We start from the raw sequence: 24,622 nt of genomic DNA, 5'->3' as shown, positions 1-24,622 counted from the left end.
CGATCCGATAACCGCTGGAGCGTTCGATGCGTGCTCGCCGGTTCGGGTGATTCGCGCCCTGGGCCCAGGCGGGCTGGACACGGTCAGGGGGCCAGGGGTCCGGGCGGGGTGTGGTCGTCGCAGAGGGTGTTCAGCAGTTGCTCGATGGGCACGTCGAAGGTGTGGGCGAGGGTGTGCCAGGTGGTGAGGCTGCCGGTGGTGCGGCCGTGTTCGAGGTCGATGAGGGTGCGCCGCGCAAGGCCGCTGCGGTCGGCGAGTTCGTCGAAGGTCCAGCCGCGCTCGCCCCGCAGGCGCGCGAGTTCGATGCGCAGTGCGGTGAAGTCGGGGTCGGGCGGCAAGATCGTCACTCCACCATCCGACGGTGCAGGACCCTGCCCTGTCAGTGCAGACTTCTGCACTATCTACCGAGGCGGGAGTGACGTTCACGGTGCAGAGATCTGCACTACGGTGCGTGCTCCCGGGTGCCCTCTGGAGCTCCCGGCTTGGCTGTGTGGACAGACAGGAGGACGACGGGCCGATGAGGCTTGCTGGCGCGCACCCCGCGGTGCGGCGCATCTGGACAGTGGAACTGCGTTCACGGGCAGGCGGCCTGAGGCTCGTCTGTCATCACTGCGCCGTGCACCCCCCTGCCCTCCAGGGTGCCTCTGCGCGGTCTGCCGTCGTGGCGCATCTGGCCCGCCATGCGCGTGCCGACGTACTGCCAACGCATCTACGTACCTGCCAGTGCCGAGCTCAGGGCTGCTCCTGGCATCTGCGCCACCGCGGATGCGCAGGACCGGTACTGCTCGCCCTGACCCGCGACCGCAGTGGTCGCCTCTGGCGTCTCTCGGACACCTGCGCAGCCTGTGCAGCCGCCATCAGTCACACCGCCGTTGTCCCTGCCACCCTGCTTGCTTCCCGTCCACCCGAACGTTCCGGTCGCCGCCTCCAGCCGCTGGGGGGTCCTGGCGAGCGCACCCGCGTGCGAGAGATGCTCACCTACCTGGCGGCCGCACTTTCGAGCGTCTCCTCCCCCGCCGCGCGTCTGCTGGCCCTCCAGTGCGCGTTGCGTGCCGACAGTGATGGCACGGTCTCGCTTCCCACCGGGCTGCTGCGTGGGATGCGGCTGTACCGGCGTGGCGAAGTGTGGCGGGAACTCGCGCGTGACGGCTGGCTGGAACCGCTTGGATCTCCGGCTGCCCTCACCCGGGTGCGGCTGCTCGATCCCGCAGTCCTCGATCAGGAACCGGGTCGGGGTACCCGTCGCCGCGCGGCTCACTGGGCGCTGCGGCCGGGCTGTCTGGCCCCGCCCGTCGGTACGGCTGATGGGGAACGCCTGAACGCGCTCGTACTGGCAGTACACACGGGCGCGTCCGGCTCCGAAACGGAGATGGCCCTCGTGGCCCACCTGTGTGGGCACTCCCCTCGCCAGACCGCAGACCTCCTCGACCGTCTGGTCGCCCTTCGTCTCCTCTCCTGCTGGCAGCACGATCGCGAGACTGACGAGGTGACCTGGGAGTGGGCCGTGGAGCTTCCGGCGGCAGGCCCTCAGGACGCGGACATGCCGAAACAGTGATCGCGTTATCAGCGACGCGCCACTCTCCGCATCGCCCGCAAAGGCATTGACTCATCACAACGACTGGGCCGGCGCCGCTGGATCATGGAAGCTGCGCCATCTTGAAGTAGCTGATCAGGGTGGTGGCGTGAGGGTCGTTCGGGGTGCTCGTGCTGGTGGTGGGCGGCAGTCTGAGGTGTAGATCGTCTGGCAGGGTTGGTTTTGCGGGTTCTCGTCCGTCGGGATCGGCGCCGCTCGTACGCTCCGGCGCATGATGGCCCCCGAGATACACAGGAACGGATCGCCGCGCGTCGTGCGGAGCTGGACGGACTCGAAGAACAGCTGGTCAAGCAGCTGGCGGAGGTGCGGGCCGAGCGGGCCCAGGCCGGATCGCCGGAGGTTCAGATGGCGGGTCGGGCAGTGAGGGTGGTCCCGGAGCGCGGGCCGGGAGTTTTGGAGTCCGCGTTGCCAGCGGAGTATCAGCGCATCCTGGCTGCCGTGCCTGCTGCGCGCCCTGTTCGTCCTGACGAGCCTCGAAGGAGCCCGCTGACAGATGATCTACACCCGAGACATCCGCCCAACACCAGCATGACCGCCCCGAGCGACCCTCACGCCACCACCCTGACCAGCTACTTCAAGAGGGCGCAGCTTCACTGAAACTCGCAGCCACGGAGCGTCACAAAGTCCACGTAGGCTTCCGAAGCTCGATCGCCGGTCACCGGAAAGTCATATTCGGCGCGGTACGGCTCCGTCCTGCCAGCGGTAGAGGTCGCGCAGGAGGGAAATCTCGGCGCCGTGATGGATCAGCTCCCTGTTGACGTGCAGGACCCTGTTCTCCATGGGAAACCGCTCAGGCCCCACCGTGGGCGGATTCTCCAGGTCAGCGTCCGAGAGTGCGCGGACCCCCGCGTTCCATCTCCCATACATCTCATCGAGCTGCTTCAGCGCCTCGTCAGCGGTCCCCGCGTAGGCGAATGTCCCGGAGTCGACGTCCTGGCCGCCGAAGTACCATCCGACCCGATAGCCCAGGCACGAGACGATGATGTGCGCCAGCCGCCAGGCAATGGTGGTCACCGGCGCCGGCTCCGGGCCAGGGGACGCGAAGTCCATCGTCCATTCCCCCGAACCTTCCGACATCGGTGCGGCCGACGTGCCACGCGGGCGGATACTCCAGCAGCCGCGCACCGGCTCCCAGAAGTACTCCTCATCGGTAAGACCGTTCAGCCGTGGCCGCAGGTTCGTGCGCCAGTGCCAGTCCAGCTGCTCCGCCAGCCGCTCGCTTCTTGTCATTTCCGCACACTACATACAACGGGGACCTGGCTGCGCCCCACCGTCCCCGCGAAGCGGACCGTGAAGGCGAAGGTCACCTACACGTCGATGAACTTCGACCGGCCCGAGGAAAGCCACCCGAGCCACCCGGACTTCTCCATCGCCTACCAGATGCTGTTCGCTCCCCGTGCGCCCCGGGCCGGGGTCCTGCTGGCCGTGAAGCGCAACCGGTGGACGTGCTCGCTGTTCGCCTTCCAGGACCAGCCGCCGACTGACGACACGGGCTACCTGCGCTTCGCCGAGAACCTGGACAACCCGCGCCTGGCCTTGCAGATCGAACGCCGCACGCTCCAAGAGCCCACCTACCGCTACACCAACGTCGACAACCAGTGGCGGCCCTATCACGCCGTCATGAACTGGCCGGACCGGCTGATCGCCGTCGGGGACGCGGTCTGCGTCTTCAACCCCGTCTATGGACAGGGGCTGACCGTGGCCGCGATGGAGGCGGAACTGCTGCACCAGATGCTGGCCCGCCGCAGTGCGTCCGGAAAGCCGCTGGACAGTCTGGCCGGCAGTTTCCAGAAGCGGGTGGGCCGGCTGCTACTCAGCCCGTGGACGCTCTCCACCAATTCGGACCTGATGTGGAATCCGGACCGTAGACCCCTTGGGGCGAGGTTCACACACTGGTACAACACGAGGCTCTTCCATGTCGCGGTGAAGGACGCAGCTGTTTGGGCGAGGTTCGTGAGGGTGGTGAACATGGTGGCTTCCCCCGCCGTGCTCTTCCATCCCGCCGTGGCCCTCAAGGTCCTGTCCACCACTTTCACCCTGCAGGACTGGCCGAGCGGCCCGGCGGGATGCGCTCGCTGCGCATCACGGACGTCACCGACGGCGAGTAGGGCGGTCAACGGCCCGCCGTGGTAGCCACCTGCGCGCCCTATACCCCGACGACGTCGCTGTAGCCGACCCCAACCGCGCCGCCAAAGTGGTAAATCGCCTGATCCATCTGTTGCTTCTGCAGCGCCAAAGCAGCTAGGCCGATTCGTTTGGATCACTTCCGTTGGTCGAGGTTGTCGTTGATGATGTCCGAGTGACTAACCGCGTCAGCGCTCTGATCTCGGCCTTTTTCGTCCTTCCCAGCGTGATGCTGCTCGTTCTCGGCGTTCGCGAGTACCACTCGGGGTCGTCAGTCCTCTGGCTCGTGGCTGGGATTGTGATCTTCCTCAGCGCTTTGTACACGCTCGCGCGGGACGTGCGGCGGCTTCGTACTGGGCCAGCCGCCTGACGAGCAGCGTCGTTCCAACCAGCCCCGCCAGTCGTTGTTTGTATGTGCCGTTGACTGACGCGCAGTGGGCGCGGATCGAACCGTTGCTCCCAGATCGGACACCTCGACGGGGAGGCAGGTGGAGGGATCACCGAGAAGTGATCGACGCGATCGCATGGAAGTTTCAGACGGGATCGCAGTGGGTCCACCTCCCCGAGAAATACGGCAACTGGCGGGGCGTCTACAACCGGTTGCGAACGTGGGCCATCGACGGCACCTGGGAGCGGGTGCTCACCGTGCTGGTCGCACAGGCCGACGCCGACGAAGACCTCAATTGGACCGTCTCGATGGACTCCACCATCGTGCGCGCACACCAGCACGCGGCCGGCGCCCGTAAAAAGGGGCATCAGCTGGCGAACCGGCAGACCACGCCATCGGCCGGGCACGCGGCGGATTGACCACAAAAATCCACCTGGCCTCCGATGCCCACTGCCGCCCACTGGCCTTCGTGCTCACCGGAGGACAGGCTGGCGACGCACCCGCCTTCACCCACGTCATGGCCCGCCTTCGCGTTCCTCGACGGCGAGGGCGGCCCCGTACCAGGCCGGACGTGGTCCTGGCCGATAAGGCCTACTCCTCCCGCGCGATCCGCGAGCACCTGCGCAAGCGCGGGATCCGGGCGGTCATCCCCGTTCCGGCCGACCAACGAGGCCACCGCCTGCGGCGCGGAAGTCGGGGCGGCAGGCCACCAGTTTTCGACCGCGAAACCTACAAGCAGCGCAACACCGTCGAACGCTGCATCAACCGCCTGAAGCAGTGGCGAGGCATCGCCACCCGCTACGAAAAGACCGCGACCATCTACCTGGCCGGACTCCACATCGCGAGCATCTTCCTGTGGTCGGCCCGGTGATCCAAACGAAACGGCCTAGCGCCGTCTGTCCGCCCGCGACCAGCCAGGCCCCGTCGGGGCCGCGCGACATGGCGCGCGCGACCAAGTCGCGGAACGCGTTCACACGCTCGTCCCTGACACCCCCACCGGCGTTCAAGGCATGCGACACCAAGTCTCGGAAACCCGGTACAGGCCTGCCTGCGTTGTGTCCGGTGATCGCGAGCAGAGGACTGCGAGGCCAACTCCGTTCGGTCGATGTGGCCGGAAACCGGCAGGCTGGAGCTACGGACTGTCTGAGGACGAGGCCGGATATTCTGATGGAATGATCGAAAATCTTCCTCCCTGTCCGACGTGCTCGTGCGAGTACACCTACGAGATGAACGCCCTGGTGGTGTGCCCGGAGTGCGGCCACGAATGGGTTCCTGACGAAAGCAGTGCCGAGGGCGGGGCCACTGCCGGGGAGCGGGTCGTCAAGGACGCTGTCGGCAATGTGCTGCAGGACGGCGACAGCGTGGTCGTCGTCAAGGCGCTCAAGGTCAAGGGGAGCCCCTCGGGGATCAAGGCCGGCACCAAGGTGCGCAGCATCCGGTTGGTCGACGGCGTCGACGGCCATGACATCGACTGCAAGGTCGACGGTTTCGGGGCGATGCAGCTCAAGTCCAGCGTGGTCAAGAAGGCCTGACCCGTCACTCGCGGTGACCGGGGCGGCAGTGTCATGCGGAATTGCAAAATTTAGCAATTGGTTAGATGCTGTGTTTGCTGTGTCTGTAGGTAGCCGCAGGCACAGCACTTCATGCCTGCCCCGGGTGGGGCGCCGTCCGGGGAAGTCGAGGGGTCGTGTCGGTTCCGCTGTACCAGGCCAAGGCCGAGTTCTTCCGGATGCTCGGGCATCCCGTACGGATACGGGTCCTGGAGCTGCTCCAGGACGGGCCGTTGCCGGTGCGGGAGCTGCTCGGGGAGATCGAGGTGGAGCCGTCCAGCCTGTCGCAGCAGCTGGCGGTGCTGCGCCGGTCCGGGATCGTCACCGCCACGCGGGACGGCTCGACGGTCGTCTATGCGCTGGCCGGCGGGGACGTGGCGGACCTGATGAAGGCCGCGCGCCGGATCCTGACCCAGATGCTGTCCGGGCGCAACGAACTGCTGGCCGAGCTGCTGGAGACCGAGGTTGTCGCGCGATGATCTCGGGGATCAGCCGGGTCCGAGCCCGGATCGCCTCCCTGTTGCCTGCCCGCGGTGACCTGGCTGAGATGGGGCGATCCCCCCGCCGGGACCTGCTCGCCGGGCTGACGGTGGCGATCGTCGCGCTGCCGCTTGCCCTCGGCTTCGGTGTCTCCTCTGGGCTCGGCGCCGAGGCGGGCCTGGCCACCGCCGTCGTTGCGGGCGCCCTCGCCGCGTTGTTCGGCGGATCGAATCTACAAGTGTCAGGGCCTACGGGCGCCATGACGGTGGTGCTGGTGCCGATCGTGGGCCGGTACGGTCCGGCAGGCGTCCTCACGGTCGGCGTGATGGCGGGCATGATGCTCGTCGGCCTCGCCGTACTGAAGGCCGGGCGGTACATGCAGTACGTGCCCGCGCCGGTCGTCGAAGGCTTCACGCTGGGCATCGCGTGCGTGATCGGCCTGCAGCAGATTCCGGGCGCGCTCGGTGTGCCCAAACCGGAGGGCGACCGGGTACTGGTGGTGACCTGGCGGGCCATCGAGGAGTTCGTGCGGCACCCGAACTGGACGGCCGTCACCGTCGCTGTCGCGGTGGCTGTGGTCATGCTCGTGGGAGCCCGGTGGCGTCCGACCGTGCCATTCTCCATCGTCGCGGTGATCGCCGCCACGGTCGTGGCACAGGCCGCCGGGCTGAGCGGGGCGAAACCGATCGGTGAACTGCCCTCGGGGCTGCCCGCGCCCTCGCTGTCCTTCCTCGACCTGGGCTCGCTGGGCTCCTTGCTGGCCCCCGCGGTGGCGGTCGCGGCGCTGGCCGCGCTGGAGTCGCTGTTGTCCGCCTCGGTCGCCGACGGCATGACCGTGGGCCAGCAGCACGACCCGGATCGGGAACTGTTCGGCCAGGGCCTTGCCAACATCGCCGCCCCACTGTTCGGTGGCGTGCCGGCGACCGGGGCGATCGCGCGCACCGCGGTCAACGTGCGCACCGGTGCGAGCTCCCGGCTCGCCGCGCTCACTCACGCCGCGGTCCTCGCGGTGATCGTCTTCGCGGCCGCGCCTCTCGTCTCGAAGATCCCGCTGGCGGCCCTCGCCGGTGTCCTGCTGGCCACCGCGATCCGTATGGTCGAGGTCGGCTCGCTGCGGGCGATGGCGAAGGCCACCCGCTCGGACGCGCTGATCCTCGTCCTGACCGCCGTCGCGACGCTGGCCCTGGATCTCGTGTACGCCGTCATCATCGGCCTGGTCGTCGCGGGCGCTCTCGCGTTGCGCGCAGTTGCCCAGCAGGCCCGCTTCGACCAGGTCCCTCTCGACCACGGAGACCACACCGCCGAGGAACACGCCCTGCTCGCCGAGCACATCATCGCCTACCGCATCGACGGGCCTTTGTTCTTCGCCGCCGCGCACCGCTTCCTGCTGGAGATGACCGAGGTGGCCGACGTACGCGTGGTGATCCTTCGTATGTCGCGGGTGTCGACCATGGACGCGACCGGGGCACTGGTGCTCAAGGACGCGGTCCAGAAACTGAACCGGCGCGGAATCGTCGTCCTGACCTCCGGGATCAGACCGGGACAGCGCCGAGTCCTCGACTCTGTCGGCGTGTTGGACCTCCTGCAGCTGGAGGGTCGCGAGTACGCCACTACCCCCGAAGCGATCCGTGGGGCCCGCGGCCACCTGGAAAGAACCGGGGTCCTTCTCCCCGCCGGGAAGTCCGTCCGCAACGTCACAGAGATGAGAGAGGAAGCACCCCGATGAGCACCACGCCCGCCACCCTGCGCATGGTCGAGGTCTCCGGCGCGGAGGCACTGTGGCTGCTGGAGGGGGCCGCGTTGGGCCGCCTGGTCTTCGTGCAGCGGGATCTGACCGTTGTCCGCCCGGCCCGGCACGTATGGGAATTCGGGCGGCTGGTGGTGCGCACCCCGGTGCAGGCCGCTGCAGGCCGGCTGTCAGCGACGTACCACGTGGACGAGGTCCGGGCCGCGACCGGCACCGGCTGGACAGTGACCGTCGCCGGACCCGCCGAGGTGATTGCCGACCAGGCCGAGGCTGCCCACTACCGCCGGACGCTCGCCGGCTGGAGCCACGGCCCGCACGATGCGATCATCCGCATCCATCCTCAGACGGTGTCCGGCTTCCGGCTGGTCCGAGGGGCGGAGAGCTGATGTCCGGGCTGTTCGACGTCCTGCCCTACCGGCACGTTCTCACCCTGCCCACCGAGCCGTCCTCGGTCCGGCTGTCCCGCCAGACCGCTGAACAGGCCCTGACCGAATGGGGGATCAGCCTGCGCCACCCCAGCGTCGACCCGGCGCTGCTGATCCTCAGCGAACTGGTCACCAACAGTGTCCGGCACGCTGTGGCGCTCTCCCCCCAGCTCACCGTCATCTATGCGGCCGGCTCCGACTGCCTGGCCTTTGCCGTCCACGACCGTCACCCCCACCAGCCGGCGCTGTACGGGGCCGCGATCGGCACGGGGGCCGGTGGTCTGAGCACCGTCATGGAACTCACCCTCGGTCTGGGCGGCACCGCCGTCGTCCGCGGCGACGCCGACGGAAACGGCAAAAGCATCTGGATCACCCTGCCCCTGTGATCAGAGCCGATCCAGGAAGGCGAGCCGAACAGGTAACACCCACAAGAAGGTTCACCATCATGACCATCGAATGGCACTACACCGCCGGAGAGGATTTCAGTCTCCTCTCCCTCTCCGGGCACCTCGGACCCGAGGGCGCGCATCGCTTCACCGGTGCCATCGGCTGGGTCCTGGCCCGCGGCACCGGTCCAGTCGTCGTCGACATGAGCGGACTGCGCAGCTGGTCCGTCAACGGCCAGCTCGCCGTCATTGAGGCAGCACGCCGGCTCGGCGCACACGGACGCAGCCTGGAACTGGCCGCGATCCCCGCCGACGGCTCCCTCGTCCCTGCCGGCGACTGCCCGCCCATCACCATCCACACCGACCTTGCGGCAGCCATCGCGGGACATGACGCGGACGGCCAGGGCAGTGATGGTCGACAGCAGTGGCATACCAGCGGCTGGTCCGCCTGATCGCCGACCGGTGTCCTTCGCCTGGCCTGCTCGACTCGGAGAAGAGGGAGCGGCAGCGTACGAGCTGTGGCGTACAGGCCGTCTTTTGTGCACAGCACCTGGCATGTGTCGCGGCTCGCCCGTCCGCCGGTCCCGACAAGTCCCGTCCTGGGGCGGGCTGAAGCCGGCTGGCGGGCACGGCGCACCGAGAACCAGAAGCGCCCAGTCTGACCGTCACACAGGGGACGCAGAGAGCTCCGGCACTTCGCGCAGCTCTGGGCCGAGGATCGCCTTTTTCACCCGGCTGAGGACTGGGGTTCCTGCGAAAAAACAGGGAGTGGCCCACCGCTGACGGGGTCAGGCCGGCACCTCACCGGCCGGCGGGTGTCACCGTGCCCTGGCGAAGGCGCCGTCGCCGTCCAGGACCGGTACAGCCGGGCAGGTGTCTTCCTCGATGGCGATCGCCACGTCCTCGGCGAAGCCCATCGCGGCCAGCTCCCGGCCGGAAACACTGGCGGTGATCGCGTGGGGGATATCGGCCGTGCTTTCGCCGCACGCGCGGGCGGCCGCGGCTTCCGCGGAGAGCGGGCCTGCTCCTTGAGCGTGCAGGTCGGAGATGAGCGCGCCGGCGCCCAGGAGGTCTTCCAGGGCTGGGCGCAGGCTGCCGTCCGGCCACTGTTCGCCCGCGGCGATCACGGCGACGGGGCGCTCGGGGGTTCCGTAGCCGTGTGAGGTGATCCAGCTGCCGACGGCGGTGATGTTGCGCAGACAGGCCGCGATGACTGGTACGCCGGGCCGCGCGGCAGCGGTGATGGTGCTGCAGTCCGGGGATGGCAGCACCAGGCGGTCGGTGAAGGGAGCTTTGCGCAGCTGAGCTGGGGACAGGGCCCACGGGGCATCGGGTGTGATGGTGCTGGGGGTGACGGCCAGCCGTGCGCCCGACTGCCGGGCGTAGATCGCGGCGGCCATTTCGGCACCGGCCCGCTCGGCAGCGGTAGCGGTGGCGGCTGGTAGCCAGAACGGCAGGACTCTGCTGCCGACCTGGACAGCGACGCTCACTGCTGTCGTGAACGACAGCACGTCCACGACGACCAGGCAAGCAGCCTCGACAGCCAGGCGTCTTGCCCCGGCCTGCCCCCACTCGAAACGGATCCCGCTGCCGGACTGTGCCGCCCAGTCGGCCATCCCCCGCCCTTTCTCCCCTGTCATAGCGAAAATCCGTCAGCCGCGGCTCGTGTCCGCGGCAGGGTGCTTGGCCCGGCCGCCGAAGGACAGCCTCAGCATGCGGGCCTCAGCGCAGCGTGGGCACCGACCGTCCGGGCCGACGGCGCCGGGGCGGCATTTGAGGCGGCATGCGGGGCACTTGAGCCAGGCGACGCTCAGACCATGCAGTGGGGTGATTCTCACTCAAGCCTCCCTCACGCAATCTATCGACTTGCTAATATTAGCAAGTCAAGAGGTCATCGCCGTTTGAATCGGGTGAACGGCGTCCTCGCCCGTGGATTCGGCAGGGCCGACTTCGCGGGCGAAGATGGGCGCCATGTTGATGAGTGGGTGGACGCGATGCACCAAGGACTGGCCGGCTCGGCCGGACTGCTGTTCCGGGGAGGCGACAGCACGATGAGCACCCCGCTGTACCAGCTGAAGGCCGAGTTCTTCAAAACACTCGGACACCCTGCCCGCATCCGTGTCCTGGAACTGCTCAGCGAGCGCGAACACGCCGTCGCGGAGATGCTGCCCGAGGTAGGCATCGAACCCGCGCATCTGTCCCAGCAGCTGGCTGTGCTGCGCCGGGCGAACCTGGTGGTGACGCGCAAGGAGGGCTCGACGGTGTACTACTCCCTGACCAGCCCGTACGTGGCGGAGCTGCTCAGGGTCGCCCGGGCCATCCTGTCCGGGGTGTTGACCGGTCAGGCCGAGCTGCTCGCCGACCTGAGGGCCGCCCAGCAGGAGGCGAAACCGCCGTCGTAGCGGCGGCTCTCGATCGGCGGCCGTCTCCTGGGATTGGACAGCACTCTGGGCACCGGGAGGCGGCCGCTCCCCTCGGCCGACAAGGCGGCTATGTGCTGGACGGGTGTCGTGACTCCATTCGTGGGAAGGCCTGTCGGTCCCCTGCGGACAACTCCTCACCGTGACAGGGAGCGTTCATGGGCCTGCTGCGCAAGATCCGCGAGACCGGGCGGGTGGCCGAGGCGGCGCCGCCGGCGCCTGCGGGTGATGTCCTGGCGTCCGCTCGGGAATTCGGCGGTTCGGTGCAGGTGCGCTGCGTGGACGCCGGGTCCTGCAATGGCTGCGAGATCGAGATCGCGGGCGCCTTCAACCCGGTGTACGACGCCGAGCGGTACGGGGCCCGGCTGGTGGCCTCGCCCCGGCACGCGGACGTGGCGCTGGTGACCGGGCCGGTGACGCGGAATATGGCGGAGCCGCTGCGGCGTACGGTCGCCGCGATGGGTGAGCCTCGGCTGGTGGTCGCGGTGGGTGACTGTGCGCTCAGTTGCGGTGAGTTTGCCGGGGGGTATGGCGTTGAGGGCTCGGTCGGCGATGTCGTGCCGGTCAACCTGGAGGTGCCCGGCTGCCCGCCGAGGCCGGAGGAGATTGTGGCGGCGCTGCGGCGGGTGACCGGCCGGTGAGCCTGGTGCCGGCCGCTCTCGCGACGGCCGCCGGGTTGGCCGCGGTGGGCGCTCCGGCGGGGGCAGCACTGCCGGGCGTGGCGCGTGTACGGGCGAGCGGGGTGTGTACGGCGGGAGTGGGGGTGGCAGGCTGTGCGGCGGGGGTGGCTGCACTGGGCGGGCAGCGGTGGGCGGCCGACTTCCCGGACCTCATGCCGCTGGCCGGGGCGTATCTGGCGGTGGATGCGCTTGCGGGCCTGTTTATGGCGGTCGCGGGTGCGGTGATCGCCGCCGTGGCGGTCTATGGCATCGGGTATGCCACCGGGCACGGCGAGCACGGGGTGTCCTCCCGTGCCGGGCAGGCGCTGCTGCCCCTGTTCGCGCTCACTTTGGTGCTTGTCCCGGCGGCGGCTTCGGTGACCACGTTCCTGGTGCTGTGGGAGCTGATGGCGTTCACCTCGTTGCTGCTGGTGTGGGCCGAGCATCGTGGACGGGCCCCGGTGCGGGCGGCGGGCGTCTGGTACGCGGTGATGACCCATCTCGGCCTGGTCTTGCTGTTGGCCGGACTGTTGCTGCTCGCGGCGCGGGCCGGGGGCGAGACTTTTGCCGCGCTGCGGGCGGGCGCCGCCGGTGTGTCGCCGACGGTGCGCGGGTGGGTGTTCGTGCTGACGGCGGCGGCGTTCACTTCGAAGGCGGGTGCGGTGCCGCTGCATGCTTGGCTGCCGCGTGCGCATCCCGAGGCGCCCTCTGCTGTTTCGGCGTTGATGAGCGCGGCCATGGTCAACCTCGGTGTCTACGGGGTGGTTCGGGTGGGGTTCGACTTGCTGGGCGGCGGGCCGGCCTGGTGGTGGCTGACAATCCTGGCACTGGGCGGCTTGTCTGCGGTGTACGGGATTTTGCAGGCGGCGATGGCCTCTGATCTCAAGCGGCTGCTGGCGTACTCGACCTGCGAGAACATGGGGCTGGTGCTGGTCGGGGTCGGGGCGGCTGGGGTGTTCGCCGCCTACGGCGACGAGCCGTTGGCGGCGGCGGCTCTGGCGGCCGGGCTGCTGCACGTGGTCAACCACGCCGCGTTCAAGGCGCTGCTGTTCTGCGCGGCCGGCTCGGTGCTGCGGGCCACCGGCGAGCGCAATCTGGATCTGCTGGGCGGGCTGCGGGCGCGGATGCCCCTCACGGCGGGGCTGTTCGCCGTGGCGGCGCTCGGTGCGGTGGCGCTGCCCCCGGGCAACGGGTTCATCAGTGAGTGGCTGCTGCTCCAGTCGCTGATCCACGGGCTGCAGGTGCCGGGCGTGGCCCCGGCGGTGGTGCTGCCGCTGGCGGTGGCTCTGGTCTCGCTGTCGGCCGGGCTTGCTGCGGCGGTGTTCGTCAAGGCGCTCGGAGTGGCGTTCTTCGCCCGGCCGCGCGGGCCGCAGGCGGCCGGGGCGAAGGAGTCGCCGCCGCTGATGCTCGCCGGGATGGGGCTGCTCGCGGTCTTGTGCGCGACGCTCGCGCTGGTGCCCGGGCTGCTGGCGGACGGTCTCGGCAGGGCCGTGAGCGCGGCCGGACTGCCCGGCGACGGTGCGCTGCGGGGCGGCGTGCTGCAGGTGCGGCTCGACAACATCTCCTCCTTGCTCGCCCCGCTGTGGGTGGTGGCGGCCCTGACCGTCGCACTCGCGGTGGCCACCGGGCTGCCCCGGCTGTACGGGCATCGCCGCCGGCGCAGGGACGCACGGTTGTGGGACTGCGGCGGCGGCGCCCCGAGCCCGCGTATGGCATATACGGCGATGTCGTTCGCCGAGCCGCTGCAGCGCGTCTTCGACGATGTCCTTGCACCCGAGCAGGACGTGGACGTCACGCCGGTGCGCGAGTCGGCGTATCTGGTGGAGCGGGTGCGTTTTCAGCGCCGGGTGCCCGACCGGATCGAGCACCGTCTGTACGAGCCGGTGCTCGGCGCGCTGGCCCGCGCCGGGCAGGCGGCGCGGCGGCTGGCGGGCGGCAGTGTGCATCTCTATCTCGGCTACGGGTTCGTCGTCCTGGTCGTCCTGTTGTTGGTACTGGCGGTGGGCTGGTGATGAGCGGGGTCGGATATGTGGCCGTGGCCGGGCAGGTGGCCGTCGTCGCAGCAGGCGGCCCGCTGCTTGCGGGGTGGATGCGGCAGGTGCGGGCCAGGATGGAAGGCCGGGTGGGGGCCGGGGTGCTGCAGCCGTGGCGGGATATGCGCAAGCTGCTGCGCAAGGAGCCGATCACCCCGGTGGGGACCGGGCCGGCGTTGCGTATCGCTCCGGCGCTGGTGGTGGCCACCGTCGCCGTGGCGGCCGCGCTGGTCCCGCTGCTGTCGACCGACACGCCCATCAGCGACCGGGCCGATCTGATCCTGGTGGTGGCCCTGATCGCCCTGGGCACGCTGGCACTGGCGCTGGCCGGGCTGGACAGCGGCACCGCGTTCGGCGGGATGGGGGCCTCGCGGGAGATGACCGTGGCGGCGCTGGTGGAGCCGACGATCCTGCTGTCGGTGTTCGCGCTGTCGATACCAGCCGGGTCGACGAACCTGCCGGCGATCGTCTCCGGCACCGTCCACGACCCGGCTCGGCTGGCTTCTCCGGCCGGGCTCCTTGCCACCGCCGCGCTGGCAGTCGCCGTGCTGGCCGAGACCGGCCGGATCCCGGTGGACAACCCCTCCACCCATCTGGAACTGACGATGATCCACGAGGCGATGGTGCTGGAGTACGCGGGCCCGGACCTGGCGCTGGTCGAACTGGGTGCTCAGATGCGGCTGACCCTGCTGCTGGGATTGCTGGCCTCACTGTTCGCGCCGTGGGGCATCGCCACCAGCGCCTCCTGGGCCGCCCTGGCCGTCGCGCTGGCGCTGTTCACCCTCAAGGTCGCCGTGCTCGGTGCGGTGCTGGCGGCGGCCGAGGTGTTCTGGGCCAAGCTGCGGCTGTTCCGCGTGCCCGAACTGCTCGCCGGGTCCTTCCTGCTGGCTCTCCTCGCGGTGATCGTCTCGTACTTTCTGAGCAGTGAGTCATGAGCGAGGGCCTGTTCACCCAGCTCCTCGACCTGGCCTGCGGGGCCTTCCTGCTTGCAGCCGTCATCGTGCTGTGGCGGCGCGAACTGACCGCGATCGTCCGGGTCTTCGCGCTGCAGGGCGTGGCGCTCGCGGCGATCCCCGTGCTGCTCGGCGTGCACGAGCGGCGCTGGGACCTGGTCGTCGTCGGTGTGGGTATCGGCGTGCTGCGCGCCGGGCTGCTGCCGTATCTGGTCCGGCGTGCTCTGACCGCGCTGACCGCCGGCCAGCAGCGGTACGGCACCGACACCGGCGAAAGCCGCGAGACCCAGCCGCTCGTGAACGTCGCCGCCTCCCTGCTGACCGCCGCCGCACTCACCCTGCTCGCCTACGCCGTGGCCCGGCCGCTCGTCGAGCTCGATCCCACCCCCGAGACACAGGCGCTGCCGGTCGGCCTGGCCGTCGTACTGATCGGCTTCTTCACCCTCGTCACCCGCCGCCGGGCACTCTCCCAGGTGGTCGGATTCCTGCTGTTGGACAACGGCATCACCGCGACCGCGTTCCTGGCCGCCGCCGGAGTGCCGCTGATCGTCGAACTCGGCGTCTCCTTCGACGTGCTGCTGGCCGTGCTGGTGCTGCAGATCCTCACCACCCGGATGCGGGAGGCGTTCGGCACCACCGACATCGACGACCTGCGGGAGCTGCACGACTGATGGGTGAAGTGTCGAGTGTCCTGCTGCTGACGGTGCCGACGGCGCTGCCGCTGGCAGTGGCGGGGGCGTACGCGCTTGCGGGGCTGCGTCCCCGGACCGGTTCGGTCCTCGCTGTGCCGAGCACGGCCGAGCCCGTCATGGCGGGCGGCCGTCCGGCCCCGGGCACAGATGGTGCCGGCCGCATGCCGACGGCTGTGCGCGAAGCGCCCCCGGCCCAAGGGCGGCACCTGGCCGACTGGGCCGCGCTTGTGTCCCCTGCCGGGATTTTGGCCTGCGCCGTCCTGCTCGCCTTGCGTGTGTCCGGCGGCCGGGCCCTGCGCGCGTACTCGGGTCTGCTGCGGGCCGACGCGCTGACCGTGTGGATGCTGCTGGTGGTCGGTGCCGTGGCGCTGATCGCCTGTGCCTCGGCCCCCGCCCATCTGGCGGACGAGGGCGAGGCCGGCCGGGCCGCCGGGGGAAGCGTGTGGCGTTTTCACATCCTCGTCCAGGCGTTTCTCGCCGCGATGTGTCTGGCCGTGGTGACCGCGAACCTCGGCGTGCTGTGGGTGGCGATCGAGGCCACCACCATCGTCACCGCGTTTCTGGTCGGCCACCGCCGCACCCGTACCTCCGTCGAGGCCGCCTGGAAGTATGTGGTGATCTGCTCGGCCGGGATCGCCCTGGCCTTCCTCGGCACGGTGCTGATCTACTACGCGGCCCGGCAGGCGGGTATCGGCGAGGCGTGGGCGCTGGACTGGCCGACCCTGGCCGCCCGCGCCGACCGTCTGGATCCGGCGGTCACCCGGCTCGGGATCACGCTCGTGGTCCTCGGCTTCGGCGCCAAGGCCGGCCTCGTGCCCCTGCACGCCTGGCTGCCGGATGCGCACAGCCAGGCCCCGGCGCCGGTTTCCGCGCTGATGTCCGGGGTGCTGCTGTCCGTCGCCTTCGCCGCGCTCCTGCGCTACCGGATGATCGCGAATGCCGCCCTCGGTCCGGACTTCACCCGGGTGCTGCTGACCGTCATCGCCCTGCTCACCCTCGCCCTCGCGGCCGCACTGATGCTCGCCCAGCGCGACTACAAGCGGATGCTCGCCTACTCCAGCATGGAGCACATGAGCCTGATCGCCCTGGGCACGGCGATCGGGACCCCGCTCGCTCTGTCCGCCGCCCTGCTGCACATCGCCGGACACGGGCTCGCCAAGTCCGTGGCCTTCTGCGCCTCGGGGCGCATCCTGCACCTGACCGGCACCGCGCGCATCGGCCGTGTCCGTGGCCTGCTCGCCCGCGCCCCTATGCTGGGCGGGGCCTTCGGACTCGCGGTGGCCGCACTGCTTGCCTTCCCGCCCTTCAGCCTCTTCGCCTCCGAACTCGGCATCGCCCGCGCCGGGTTCACCGCCGGCATGGGCTGGCCGGTGGCCATCGCACTGTTCCTGGTCCTGACGGCCTTCGCCGCGATCACCGCCCGCACGGCACGGATGATCCTGGGCCCCGGGCCCGGACCGCATGCCGACGAAGAGCCTTCCTCAAACCTGTGGCCGCTGGTCCTCGGCCTCGCGGCCTGCGCCGCTCTGGGCATCACCCTGGGCCCGCTCGCCGGCCTGCTGACCACCGCCGCGCACACGATCGGAGGACGCTGAGCCATGCGCACCATGCACGACATCCACGCGGCGGAACTGGCCAAGCGGGCCGAAGAACTGCTGGCCGCCGGACACCGTCTGGCCCTGATCGCCGCCCACCACGACCCGGACGCGGTACGCATCGTCTACCTGTTCGCCTCCGGCCCACCCGACACCCGCATCGAACTCCACGTACGCCTCGCCCGCGACCGGCCCGAGGTGCCGACCCTGGCCCCGCTGTCCTTTCCCGCGGGCCGGTTCGAGCGCGAGATGCGCGACCTGCACGGCATCGTTCCCCTCGACCACCCCCTGCCACGCCGTCTCGTGCGGCATTTCCACTGGCCCCGCGGCTGGTACCCGATGCGCCCCGACGCCGGGCCTCCGCCGCCTTTCGGCGAGCAGGAGGGCCCCTATCCCTTCCTGGAAGTCGAGGGCGACGGCGTCTACGAGATCCCGGTCGGTCCGGTACACGCCGGACTGATCGAACCCGGTCACTTCCGCTTCTCCGTGGTCGGCGAGACCATCCTCAAACTCAAGGCCCGCCTGTGGTTCGTCCACAAGGGCATCGAGAAGCTCTTCCAGGGCCGCTCGGTGGCCGCCGGGCTGCCGCTTGCCGAACGCATCAGCGGCGACACCGCCGTCGGCCACGCCCTCGCCTACTGCCTGGCCGTCGAGGAAGCCACCGGCACTAAAGTCCCGGCCGACGCCCAGCGCGCCCGCGCCCTCCTCCTCGAACTCGAACGCCTCCACAACCACGTCGCCGACCTCGGCATGCTCTGCAACGACGTCGGCCACGGCATCCTCAACACCCACGCCCAACGCGTCCGCGAACAGCTCCTGCGCCTGGGCGCCGAGATCACCGGACACCGACTGCTGCGCGGCGGCGTCATCCCCGGCGGCGCCGCCCTGCGCGCCCTGCCCGACCCCGTCCGCCTGCGGGCGATCGGCGAGGACATCCGTGAGATCACCGACCTGGCGCTCGGCCACTCCACCGTCCGTGACCGCTTCACCGGAACCGCCATCCTCACCACGCAGGCCGCCCGCGACATCGGCTGCCTCGGCTACGTCGCCCGCGCCAGCGGGCTGGCGGGCGACGCGCGCACCGCCCACCCCTTCACCCCCTACGGTGCCCTGCTCGAGGTACCCGTCCACGACAGCGGCGACGTACTGGCCCGCTTCCTGGTCCGGGCCGAGGAGATCGAGACCTCGCTCGCTCTCATTGATCAGCTGGCCGACGGGCTCATGGCTCCAGGCACGGTACTGGCCCCATCACCCGTTCCCGGTGCTGGCCCTCGTACGGGCGTGGGCCTGGTGGAGGGCTGGCGCGGCACCATCGCCACCCGTGTCGAACTCGCCCTCGACGGCACCCTGGCCCGGGTCAAGCCGGTCGATCCGTCATTCTTCAACTGGCCCGCTCTGCCGCTCGCCCTGGCAGACACGATCGTCCCGGACTTCCCGCTGACCAATAAAAGCTTCAACCTCTCCTACGCGGGCAACGACCTTTGACATCCTCCTGGTGGCTCTGTACGTGAGAACTTCCTCGAGTGCGGAGCGATTCATCTGAGGGCGAGAACCCGGGAGGCTGGGGTGGTCTGCCCCGGGTGTGCGGTGGTGTCCAACCGGGTGCACAGCAGGTACGAAAGAAGCCTTGCCGACACGCTGGTCGGGGATCGGCCGGTACGGATCGAGCTGAGGATTCGGCGACTGTACTGCGAAAACGTTATAGAACGGCCTCATGAGTTCGAACGACGACCAGATCGCGCAGGCTGAGCGCCGCTTCGGAGTCCGATTTCCCGAGGACTACCGACACTTCCTGGCCACGGAAGGGAGCATCGCCTGGTTCGTTCCTCCTGCGGACGACTTCCTGATGATCAATGCCACTGCGGAGCTCATCGAAGTCAATGAGGCCGGCGACTTCCAGGAACGCTTCCCCGGTAGCGTCGTCATCGGTGGGGACGGAAGCCGCGAAATGCTCACCTACGACTTTCGGCAGGAACCCCCGCCTCTGGTCCTGCTCGACGTCTCCGCGCAGGACTGGTCTTCTGCCATCCACCAGGCAACTTCGTTCTCTGCCCTGCTTGAGCAGTTCCCCGAAACAGGATGGAAATGGGGCGAATCTGAGCCCTCGCCTGCCTGACAGGCGTCCTCACGGAATTTGTGCCTGATCCCCCAACTCGTGAACAAAGCCATCCCGGACGTCTAGGGCGTGGTGAGGTCTGCCTCGATGCCGAGAATGATCTGTACTTTCTCGCCGAGTGCCACGCCGCCGGGGATGGGGCCGTTGCAGCTGACACCGAAGTCCATGCGGCGGATCTCGGTGGTCGCGGAGAAGCCAGCTTTGGTGCCGACTTGGGGGCCGGGGCCGAACGCGGGCGTCAAAGTCACCGGCCGGGTGATACCGCGGATAGTCAGATGGCCCTCGAACGTGAATGCAGCGAAGAACCCTGCTGCCGCCGGAGGGACGGTGTCGGCTTGTGTGCAAGACCTCAGCGGACACCTGCGGACCGGCAGTCGGCTGCGAAGCAGGAAGTCTCGCAGCGCGAGCCACAAGGCTCTCCCTCCTTCAGCAGGGAGAGCGCCAGGGGAGAAAACCCACCCGTTCCCTCAAAGCCGCACCGCCCAGGAGCTCCAGTGCCTCCCCGGCTCAGTTGAGCCACAGGGGCGGAAAGCGCCGAGGTCACACCGATTCCCCAGCCGTGTTGACACGATCTGCACCGGCAGGCCAGAGCACTTCGACGTCCAGGCCGAGGCCGCGGGCAAAGGCAACGAGATGGGCCGTCGCATCCCGGAAGGTCGACGGTGACCCGTCCCACACCGCGAGGACCCGGGTGCAGCCCCGCAACAGGTCCTCGTCCGCGCTTACGCACGAACTCCCGAGGCCTGGCTCGTACTCCAGCAACCGCACCTGCTGCGACAGCAGCAGCAACTCTCCGGCGGCCTTGCGGTCCGCCTCCCGAAGCGGCGCGAGCACTCCCTGCATCGCGGGCAGGACCGTCACCAATGCCAGCCCCGCGGCTCGAGCGGCCCTCCCGAAGGCGACCGGCAGTCCTTGCCCGGCGCGTACCAGGCCCGCCCTGCCGGCCTGGGCCAGACCGGCCAGCCGGGTGCGCAGCTCTTCTTCCAGCAGGGCAAGCGTCAGCGTGGTGAGATCGGGATGTCCCACGACAGCGATCACTTCGGATGGACCTTTCTCAGTTTGTGCTCACTCCACAGCCGCCCGCGCCAGGCCCTCACTCCGTTCAACCGCCGGGCACGAACGCCCCAGGCAGAGAACCAGGGGGTCCCCAAGAACGGTGCTCCGGCACCGCACCGGCTGGCCATGGGCCAAAGCACCTCATGGCGGGCCGACCGGCCCCCGGCATGTACGGCCCGCTTGTGCCGTCGGCTATTTGTGCGCGTGCCCGCCCAGGTAGAACAGCAGCCACACAAAACCGGCGAACAGATGGGTGCCGAAGATATAGAAGCCCGCCCGGAGCGCGACACCGCGCTCGATCCAGCTTTCCCGGTCCTTGGCCTTGCCTTGGCGCTGCTTCTTCGCGGGCCCGTCGGCCGTCTGGTCATCCACCGTGTCGTCTCCCTGTTCCTGCGATCTCTACGTGCTGATGAAGCCGGTGCTCATGCGGGTAGGAGGAACCGGACGAGGACAGCCTTGCCGTCGTCATGGCCTGCGGCCGTTTCCACGCTGACAGCACCGTCGAACGAGGCGGCTAGCTCGGCCACCATCAACAGTCCGGCCCCCATACCAGCGGGGGTGAGGTCGGGCAGACACGGCTCGGCATCGGCCACGCTGACGACCAGATGCCCGGCACCGACCGTAATCCCGACGTCCGTGACCGGCGAGCGGGTCGCATGCCGCAGCACGTTGGTGACCAGCTCGCTGACCACGAGCAGCACCGCGTCCGTGAACGCTGAGCCGGGAGCGACGCCGGCGTCCGCAAGATGTCTGGCCACCGCCTCGCGGGCCTGGGTCACCGCCCCGGGTCCCACAAGCACCGCGACAGTGTGCCGCCGCGCCGGTGGCGGCACCTGCTCGACGGCCGCCGCGGGCCTGTCCCGATGCCAGGGGGGCCGGAACCGACCGGTGCCTCTCACCGTGCTGCCCTTGGACCGTGCAACTCGTTCAGCAGGTCCTTGCGCCCGGACAGCAGCCCGGACAGGACCCGCCGCGCCGCTGCGAGGAGCTCTGCGACATCGCCGCCCGCCAGCTCGTAGACCACCGTCGATCCGGTACGGGTGGCGGTAACAATCCCGGAGCGGCGCAGCACCGCCAGTTGTTGAGACAGGTTCGACGGCTCGACTTCCATCGCGGCCAGCAAATCGCGCACCGGCTTCGGGCCGTCCTGCAACAGCTCCAGTACCCGGATACGTACCGGATGCCCGAGCATCCGGAAGAACTCGGCCTTCGCCTCATAAAGCGGAACCGGCATCACAATCACCCTTCCAAGGCCCCCTCGCCGGGGTCGATGTCATGCATTCGGGCCAGGCGCAGCGCGTCCTCCAGCTCGCCCTGTGCCACGGCCACCTCGTAGGGGCTCTCGGTAGCAAGAGCGGCCGTGAGGCCGGCCCGCGCTTTGCGTACCCGCTCCAGCACGGCCTCGACGAAGCCACCCACCCCGGACCACCTCACCCGACCTGCCTATCAAGGCAACTAGTGAATTGAAGAACTCTTCAAGTCTAGTCGACGTAGCCGGGCTGTTCTCGCTCCCGGCAGGAGCACGGCCCCGGCGTATCCCACCCGCTGCCGCACCCGAGACCGGGGCTGAGCAGGAACGGGCCCGTGGAAAGCCGGCCGTCGCTGTCAAACGGTCGCCAGGAAGCCGCAGCGGCGTTGCCCGGATGCTTTGGCTGAGAAGTTGATCCACCTGGCTGCCAGTGCGATCACTCCCCTTTACGGTGCCGGCGATCGAGACGGCGTAGATGACCGCATTGCGACCAGGGCGGTGATCCGGCGCGGGCACTGCAGCAGCACCGCAAGGAACACCGACGGCCCGAAGACGGGGACGGCCTGAGCGCCGGAGGGGAGCCGCGCCTCAGGCTCTCCTCGGGGTGCAGCTCCCATCCCCGGTAGCGCCCCAGGGCCACCGTGGGCAGCACGACGGTGTCCCAGACCCGGTCGTGGTCCATGGCCTGCGTGTCGCGTGTCCCCTCTTCGGCCTCTGTCGCCCAGTGTCTGTCGCAGCTGGCCAGCCAGCCGCAGCCGGGTCGCCGGGGGCCAGTTCATCCAGCCGGCAGCACAGTGAGGGCGGACGGACCTGCGATAGGGCGGAAGGGCCGGCTGACAGCTCTGGTGACAGGGCGTCCGGCCCACCAGCCCCTCCGATGAGCCCGGCAGCCCCGCGTGATCGACAGCGTCTCCCCCATCACCCGTCGAACCGGACGAAGGCGGCGCCCTCGCGGGAGGAAGGCTGTACAGGCCGAAGGCAACGTCAAGGCAGGAGGCCCACCTGGAGCACGTGAAAACCTGCGAGGAGAAAGCCACGAAGCAGTGCCAGCCGGCGAGCGCCTCTGCCGGGGTGTCCGTGAAGGGCCGTGAAGGGCCGTGCTCTGAACGGCCCCTGGCCGTCACGGGGATGAGGCAACCAGGAGCCGACGTGCACAGCACGCTCCTGCAGTATCGCAAGCCGGCAAGCCCAAATCCATTGTCCGGCCTGCGCGTTGGGGCGCACCGGGAGCATTCGAGGGATCACGTGCGCGGTGTCTGCCTCCTGTACCGGAGCCACCCGCACCCCAGCAGGCCTGTCAGCAGACTCTCGTCCATCGGCGTCCGGCAAACACCGAAGCCGAACCCTGGATTCTGTCCGCCATGCGCGCTGACTCCCGAGCGTGGGCCCTGCCGCTCCCATCATCAGTTCATCCAGATCGGCTACCTGTGGAAATCCGTCCTGTCCGATGGCCAGTTGCCCGCCACGGTGCGGCGACGCCCGGGAGGGCGCCGCCGCAGGATGTGTCCACGAGTACCGGTACCTCTCGCCCGTGGCCACGCGCATCCGCTGTTGAGATCATGCCGATATGGCGACTTGAAGAAGTCTTCATATCGTGGGCATAGGTCAGCCCAGGGCTCCGGCCGGTCTAGATCTCCAGCTGCCCCTCGACGCGCTTGAGGTGGTGGCGGGCCATCGCCAGGTTCGAGCGCGCCCTGTCGAGCACGAGATACAGGAACAGGCCGTTGCCGTTGCGCCCGGCAACCGGCCGGATGAGGTGGTACTGGTGTCCGAGGGTGATCAGGATGTCCTCGATCTGGCTCTTGAGACCCAGCTGCTCCATGGCGCGTACTTTCGCACGGACGACATCGGTATTGCCGGCAGCGGCGACCGTCATGTCCAGATTCTTGCTCCCTCCCAGGGTACCCAGGGCCATGCCACTGCTGTAGTCGACGACGGCCGCCCCCAGGGCTCCCTCGGCCTCGGTCATCATTTCCTTCAGCGACACTTCCACACTCGCCATTGCGTCTCCCCTTGGTTGCCGGTCACGCGGCAGGGACGGCAATTCCCCGTCCGCGTGACCGCACCGTATGCGCAGGCCCCAGTCACCAGCGGAGTATCTTCGAGGCTGACATCCGGTGACCGGGCATGAGTGCAAGAGAACCGCTTACCGACCATTCCTGTCGAAGAATCGGGTACGAGGGACGTACTCAGAGCTCCTTCGGCGCGGACGGCACATCAGTCTCGAAGGCACCCCCCTGCCCATGAATGCGTGTTCGGGATCTGGGTGCCGCCACTGGTGGCACTGCAGCTGTCCGGCCCCGGCTGATCTCCCGCGTCCACGCCCTGCAACGGGTCCTGCACGGGTGCGAACAGCGGAATCCTTGGCGAAGACCCCCAGGACCCGAACCGGCCACTCGGGGTGATTTTCACCGAGGTCTCCCACCGCGTTCTCACCCTGCCGATGAACTGCATCCGCGGTGGCGCGGGCAGTGGCGTCCATGAGCCAGGGTGAACCGGGCCCGATCCATTCCAGGAAGGGCCGAACGGCCCTAGCGCCACGCTGCTCGGACCCGTCTACTGATCATGTCTGTGCCCTGCTGTGACCTGTGCAAAGGACACGTGACCATGCCGGAACAGCCGCTGTGGAACGCCCGATGAACCCGGACACCCCCACCCCGAGCCGCCGCACCCTCGAACTGGCTCCTGCCGAGGCCCTGCACCTGCTGAGCACCGTCTCGCTGGGCCGGATCGTGTTCACCCAGCACGCGCTGCCGGCCATCCGCCCGGTCAACCACATCGTGCTCGGCGGCGACATCATCGTCCGCACCCACCACGGTGCCGCCCTCGCAGCCCACATCCAGGACAGCCCGGCTCCAGGTGTCGTAGTCGCCTACGAAGCCGACGTCATCGACCCCGGCACTCACACCGGCTGGAGCGTGGTCGCCACCGGCTATGCCAGCCTGGTCACCGACCCCGCCGAACTGGAGCACTACCAGCAGCGCCTGCAGCCCTGGGTGGACCAGGCCATGGACCTCGCTGTCCGCATCCACCCCGAAGTGGTCACCGGGATTCGGCTCACGAACACAGCTCGCCGATGATCCCGGCCGCGTCCGGCCGGCGCAGAAACTCGGTAGACCATCAGATCAGACGCATGCAGCATCGCTCGGACACTC

At 69.1% G+C, this 24,622-nt stretch carries 28 protein-coding genes and 1 pseudogene; 19 read left to right on the top strand and 10 right to left on the bottom strand.

Annotated features, from left to right (window positions below):
• Nucleotides 1–83: 83 nt before the first annotated feature.
• Complete coding sequence (locus IO36_RS23915; protein ID WP_037622827.1) at nucleotides 84–347, bottom strand: helix-turn-helix transcriptional regulator; 264 nt, start codon at nucleotides 345–347, stop codon at nucleotides 84–86.
• Nucleotides 348–970: 623 nt separating this feature from the next.
• On the opposite strand from IO36_RS23915, the gene IO36_RS48295 reads away from it, so the two are divergent.
• The gene (locus IO36_RS48295; RefSeq protein ID WP_245173450.1) at nucleotides 971–1,555 is read left to right on the top strand and encodes a hypothetical protein; all 585 of its coding nucleotides are present in this window, start codon (nucleotides 971–973) and stop codon (nucleotides 1,553–1,555) included.
• A gap of 705 nt (nucleotides 1,556–2,260) precedes the next feature.
• Here the strand turns inward: IO36_RS48295 and IO36_RS23905 are convergent.
• Complete coding sequence (locus IO36_RS23905) at nucleotides 2,261–2,824, bottom strand: DinB family protein (protein WP_037622825.1); 564 nt, start codon at nucleotides 2,822–2,824, stop codon at nucleotides 2,261–2,263.
• Between the two features lie 60 nt (nucleotides 2,825–2,884).
• Between IO36_RS23905 and IO36_RS43300 the strand changes: the two genes are divergently transcribed.
• The 8 genes and pseudogenes from IO36_RS43300 to IO36_RS23855 all read left to right on the top strand — a co-directional run bounded on the left by IO36_RS43300 (nucleotide 2,885) and on the right by IO36_RS23855 (nucleotide 9,146).
• Complete coding sequence (locus IO36_RS43300) at nucleotides 2,885–3,727, top strand: NAD(P)/FAD-dependent oxidoreductase (RefSeq protein ID WP_051900872.1); 843 nt, start codon at nucleotides 2,885–2,887, stop codon at nucleotides 3,725–3,727.
• A 399-nt stretch (nucleotides 3,728–4,126) separates the two neighbouring features.
• Nucleotides 4,127–4,977 (top strand): annotated as a pseudogene (locus IO36_RS44780) (IS5 family transposase).
• 301 nt (nucleotides 4,978–5,278) lie between these two features.
• The gene (locus IO36_RS23880; RefSeq protein ID WP_037622819.1) at nucleotides 5,279–5,638 is read left to right on the top strand and encodes a zinc ribbon domain-containing protein YjdM; all 360 of its coding nucleotides are present in this window, start codon (nucleotides 5,279–5,281) and stop codon (nucleotides 5,636–5,638) included.
• Between the two features lie 155 nt (nucleotides 5,639–5,793).
• Nucleotides 5,794–6,135 carry an ArsR/SmtB family transcription factor gene (locus IO36_RS23875; protein WP_037622818.1) on the top strand — a complete coding sequence of 114 codons (342 nt, stop codon included), beginning with the start codon at nucleotides 5,794–5,796 and terminating at the stop codon, nucleotides 6,133–6,135.
• A complete protein-coding gene (locus IO36_RS23870) occupies nucleotides 6,132–7,862 on the top strand; it encodes a SulP family inorganic anion transporter (RefSeq protein ID WP_037622816.1) in 1,731 nt (576 codons plus the stop codon). The genes IO36_RS23875 and IO36_RS23870 overlap by 4 nt, the downstream gene beginning before the upstream one ends.
• The gene (locus IO36_RS23865; RefSeq protein WP_037622815.1) at nucleotides 7,859–8,269 is read left to right on the top strand and encodes a pyridoxamine 5'-phosphate oxidase family protein; all 411 of its coding nucleotides are present in this window, start codon (nucleotides 7,859–7,861) and stop codon (nucleotides 8,267–8,269) included. Before IO36_RS23870 ends, IO36_RS23865 begins: the two co-directional genes overlap by 4 nt.
• Complete coding sequence (locus IO36_RS23860; protein WP_037622812.1) at nucleotides 8,269–8,694, top strand: ATP-binding protein; 426 nt, start codon at nucleotides 8,269–8,271, stop codon at nucleotides 8,692–8,694. The genes IO36_RS23865 and IO36_RS23860 overlap by 1 nt, the downstream gene beginning before the upstream one ends.
• A gap of 59 nt (nucleotides 8,695–8,753) precedes the next feature.
• Nucleotides 8,754–9,146 (top strand): STAS domain-containing protein, encoded by a 393-nt coding sequence (locus IO36_RS23855; protein WP_037622811.1) that lies wholly within the window; start codon nucleotides 8,754–8,756, stop codon nucleotides 9,144–9,146.
• A gap of 366 nt (nucleotides 9,147–9,512) precedes the next feature.
• Here IO36_RS23855 and IO36_RS23850 read toward each other — a convergent pair whose 3' ends face one another.
• Nucleotides 9,513–10,310, bottom strand: coding sequence for a 2-phosphosulfolactate phosphatase (locus IO36_RS23850; protein ID WP_037622897.1), 798 nt, complete (start codon nucleotides 10,308–10,310; stop codon nucleotides 9,513–9,515).
• A 435-nt stretch (nucleotides 10,311–10,745) separates the two neighbouring features.
• Here IO36_RS23850 and IO36_RS23845 point away from each other — a divergent pair, with 435 nt between their 5' ends.
• The 9 genes from IO36_RS23845 (at nucleotide 10,746) to IO36_RS23810 (ending at nucleotide 19,162) form a co-directional block, all read left to right on the top strand.
• A complete protein-coding gene (locus tag IO36_RS23845; protein WP_037622896.1) occupies nucleotides 10,746–11,096 on the top strand; it encodes an ArsR/SmtB family transcription factor in 351 nt (116 codons plus the stop codon).
• Nucleotides 11,097–11,272: 176 nt separating this feature from the next.
• The gene (locus tag IO36_RS23840; protein WP_037622810.1) at nucleotides 11,273–11,755 is read left to right on the top strand and encodes an NADH-quinone oxidoreductase subunit B family protein; all 483 of its coding nucleotides are present in this window, start codon (nucleotides 11,273–11,275) and stop codon (nucleotides 11,753–11,755) included.
• 143 nt (nucleotides 11,756–11,898) lie between these two features.
• Entirely contained in the window at nucleotides 11,899–13,785 is a 1,887-nt protein-coding gene (locus IO36_RS23835; protein WP_245173448.1) for a proton-conducting transporter transmembrane domain-containing protein, read from the top strand.
• Nucleotides 13,785–14,741: a respiratory chain complex I subunit 1 family protein gene (locus IO36_RS23830; protein ID WP_037622809.1), complete on the top strand. Its 957-nt coding sequence runs from the start codon at nucleotides 13,785–13,787 to the stop codon at nucleotides 14,739–14,741. The genes IO36_RS23835 and IO36_RS23830 overlap by 1 nt, the downstream gene beginning before the upstream one ends.
• Nucleotides 14,738–15,430, top strand: a complete 693-nt coding sequence (locus IO36_RS23825) for a hypothetical protein (RefSeq protein WP_037622808.1) — start codon at nucleotides 14,738–14,740, stop codon at nucleotides 15,428–15,430. Before IO36_RS23830 ends, IO36_RS23825 begins: the two co-directional genes overlap by 4 nt.
• On the top strand, nucleotides 15,430–17,046 hold the full coding sequence (locus IO36_RS23820) for a proton-conducting transporter transmembrane domain-containing protein (protein ID WP_037622807.1): 1,617 nt from the start codon (nucleotides 15,430–15,432) through the stop codon (nucleotides 17,044–17,046). The genes IO36_RS23825 and IO36_RS23820 overlap by 1 nt, the downstream gene beginning before the upstream one ends.
• 3 nt (nucleotides 17,047–17,049) lie before the next feature.
• Complete coding sequence (locus tag IO36_RS23815) at nucleotides 17,050–18,531, top strand: hydrogenase large subunit (RefSeq protein ID WP_037622806.1); 1,482 nt, start codon at nucleotides 17,050–17,052, stop codon at nucleotides 18,529–18,531.
• Between the two features lie 81 nt (nucleotides 18,532–18,612).
• Nucleotides 18,613–18,795, top strand: coding sequence for a transposase family protein (locus IO36_RS44770; RefSeq protein ID WP_280923749.1), 183 nt, complete (start codon nucleotides 18,613–18,615; stop codon nucleotides 18,793–18,795).
• Nucleotides 18,761–19,162, top strand: coding sequence for an SMI1/KNR4 family protein (locus IO36_RS23810; RefSeq protein ID WP_037622805.1), 402 nt, complete (start codon nucleotides 18,761–18,763; stop codon nucleotides 19,160–19,162). The genes IO36_RS44770 and IO36_RS23810 overlap by 35 nt, the downstream gene beginning before the upstream one ends.
• 62 nt (nucleotides 19,163–19,224) lie before the next feature.
• Here IO36_RS23810 and IO36_RS43295 read toward each other — a convergent pair whose 3' ends face one another.
• From IO36_RS43295 to IO36_RS23775, 7 genes are all read right to left on the bottom strand, one after another.
• Complete coding sequence (locus IO36_RS43295; protein ID WP_051900870.1) at nucleotides 19,225–19,575, bottom strand: YceI family protein; 351 nt, start codon at nucleotides 19,573–19,575, stop codon at nucleotides 19,225–19,227.
• Between the two features lie 127 nt (nucleotides 19,576–19,702).
• Nucleotides 19,703–20,200, bottom strand: a complete 498-nt coding sequence (locus IO36_RS23800; protein ID WP_037622804.1) for a hypothetical protein — start codon at nucleotides 20,198–20,200, stop codon at nucleotides 19,703–19,705.
• Nucleotides 20,201–20,410: 210 nt separating this feature from the next.
• Nucleotides 20,411–20,590 carry a DUF6126 family protein gene (locus IO36_RS23795; RefSeq protein WP_037622803.1) on the bottom strand — a complete coding sequence of 60 codons (180 nt, stop codon included), beginning with the start codon at nucleotides 20,588–20,590 and terminating at the stop codon, nucleotides 20,411–20,413.
• A 50-nt stretch (nucleotides 20,591–20,640) separates the two neighbouring features.
• Entirely contained in the window at nucleotides 20,641–20,997 is a 357-nt protein-coding gene (locus IO36_RS23790) for an ATP-binding protein (RefSeq protein WP_245173447.1), read from the bottom strand.
• A 116-nt stretch (nucleotides 20,998–21,113) separates the two neighbouring features.
• Nucleotides 21,114–21,452 carry an ArsR/SmtB family transcription factor gene (locus tag IO36_RS23785; protein ID WP_037622892.1) on the bottom strand — a complete coding sequence of 113 codons (339 nt, stop codon included), beginning with the start codon at nucleotides 21,450–21,452 and terminating at the stop codon, nucleotides 21,114–21,116.
• Nucleotides 21,453–21,457: 5 nt separating this feature from the next.
• Nucleotides 21,458–21,652 (bottom strand): hypothetical protein, encoded by a 195-nt coding sequence (locus IO36_RS23780; RefSeq protein ID WP_245173445.1) that lies wholly within the window; start codon nucleotides 21,650–21,652, stop codon nucleotides 21,458–21,460.
• A 1,442-nt stretch (nucleotides 21,653–23,094) separates the two neighbouring features.
• Nucleotides 23,095–23,469: a hypothetical protein gene (locus IO36_RS23775; protein WP_037622800.1), complete on the bottom strand. Its 375-nt coding sequence runs from the start codon at nucleotides 23,467–23,469 to the stop codon at nucleotides 23,095–23,097.
• Between the two features lie 634 nt (nucleotides 23,470–24,103).
• On the opposite strand from IO36_RS23775, the gene IO36_RS23770 reads away from it, so the two are divergent.
• Complete coding sequence (locus IO36_RS23770) at nucleotides 24,104–24,547, top strand: pyridoxamine 5'-phosphate oxidase family protein (protein WP_037622798.1); 444 nt, start codon at nucleotides 24,104–24,106, stop codon at nucleotides 24,545–24,547.
• Nucleotides 24,548–24,622 lie beyond the last annotated feature (75 nt).

The sequence above is a fragment of the Streptomyces aureus genome, assembly GCF_000725495.1.
Taxonomy (GTDB): domain Bacteria; phylum Actinomycetota; class Actinomycetes; order Streptomycetales; family Streptomycetaceae; genus Streptomyces; species Streptomyces aureus_B.
The sequence above is the reverse complement of the archived record's forward strand: the minus strand, read 5'-3'. Positions and strand labels throughout refer to the sequence as shown.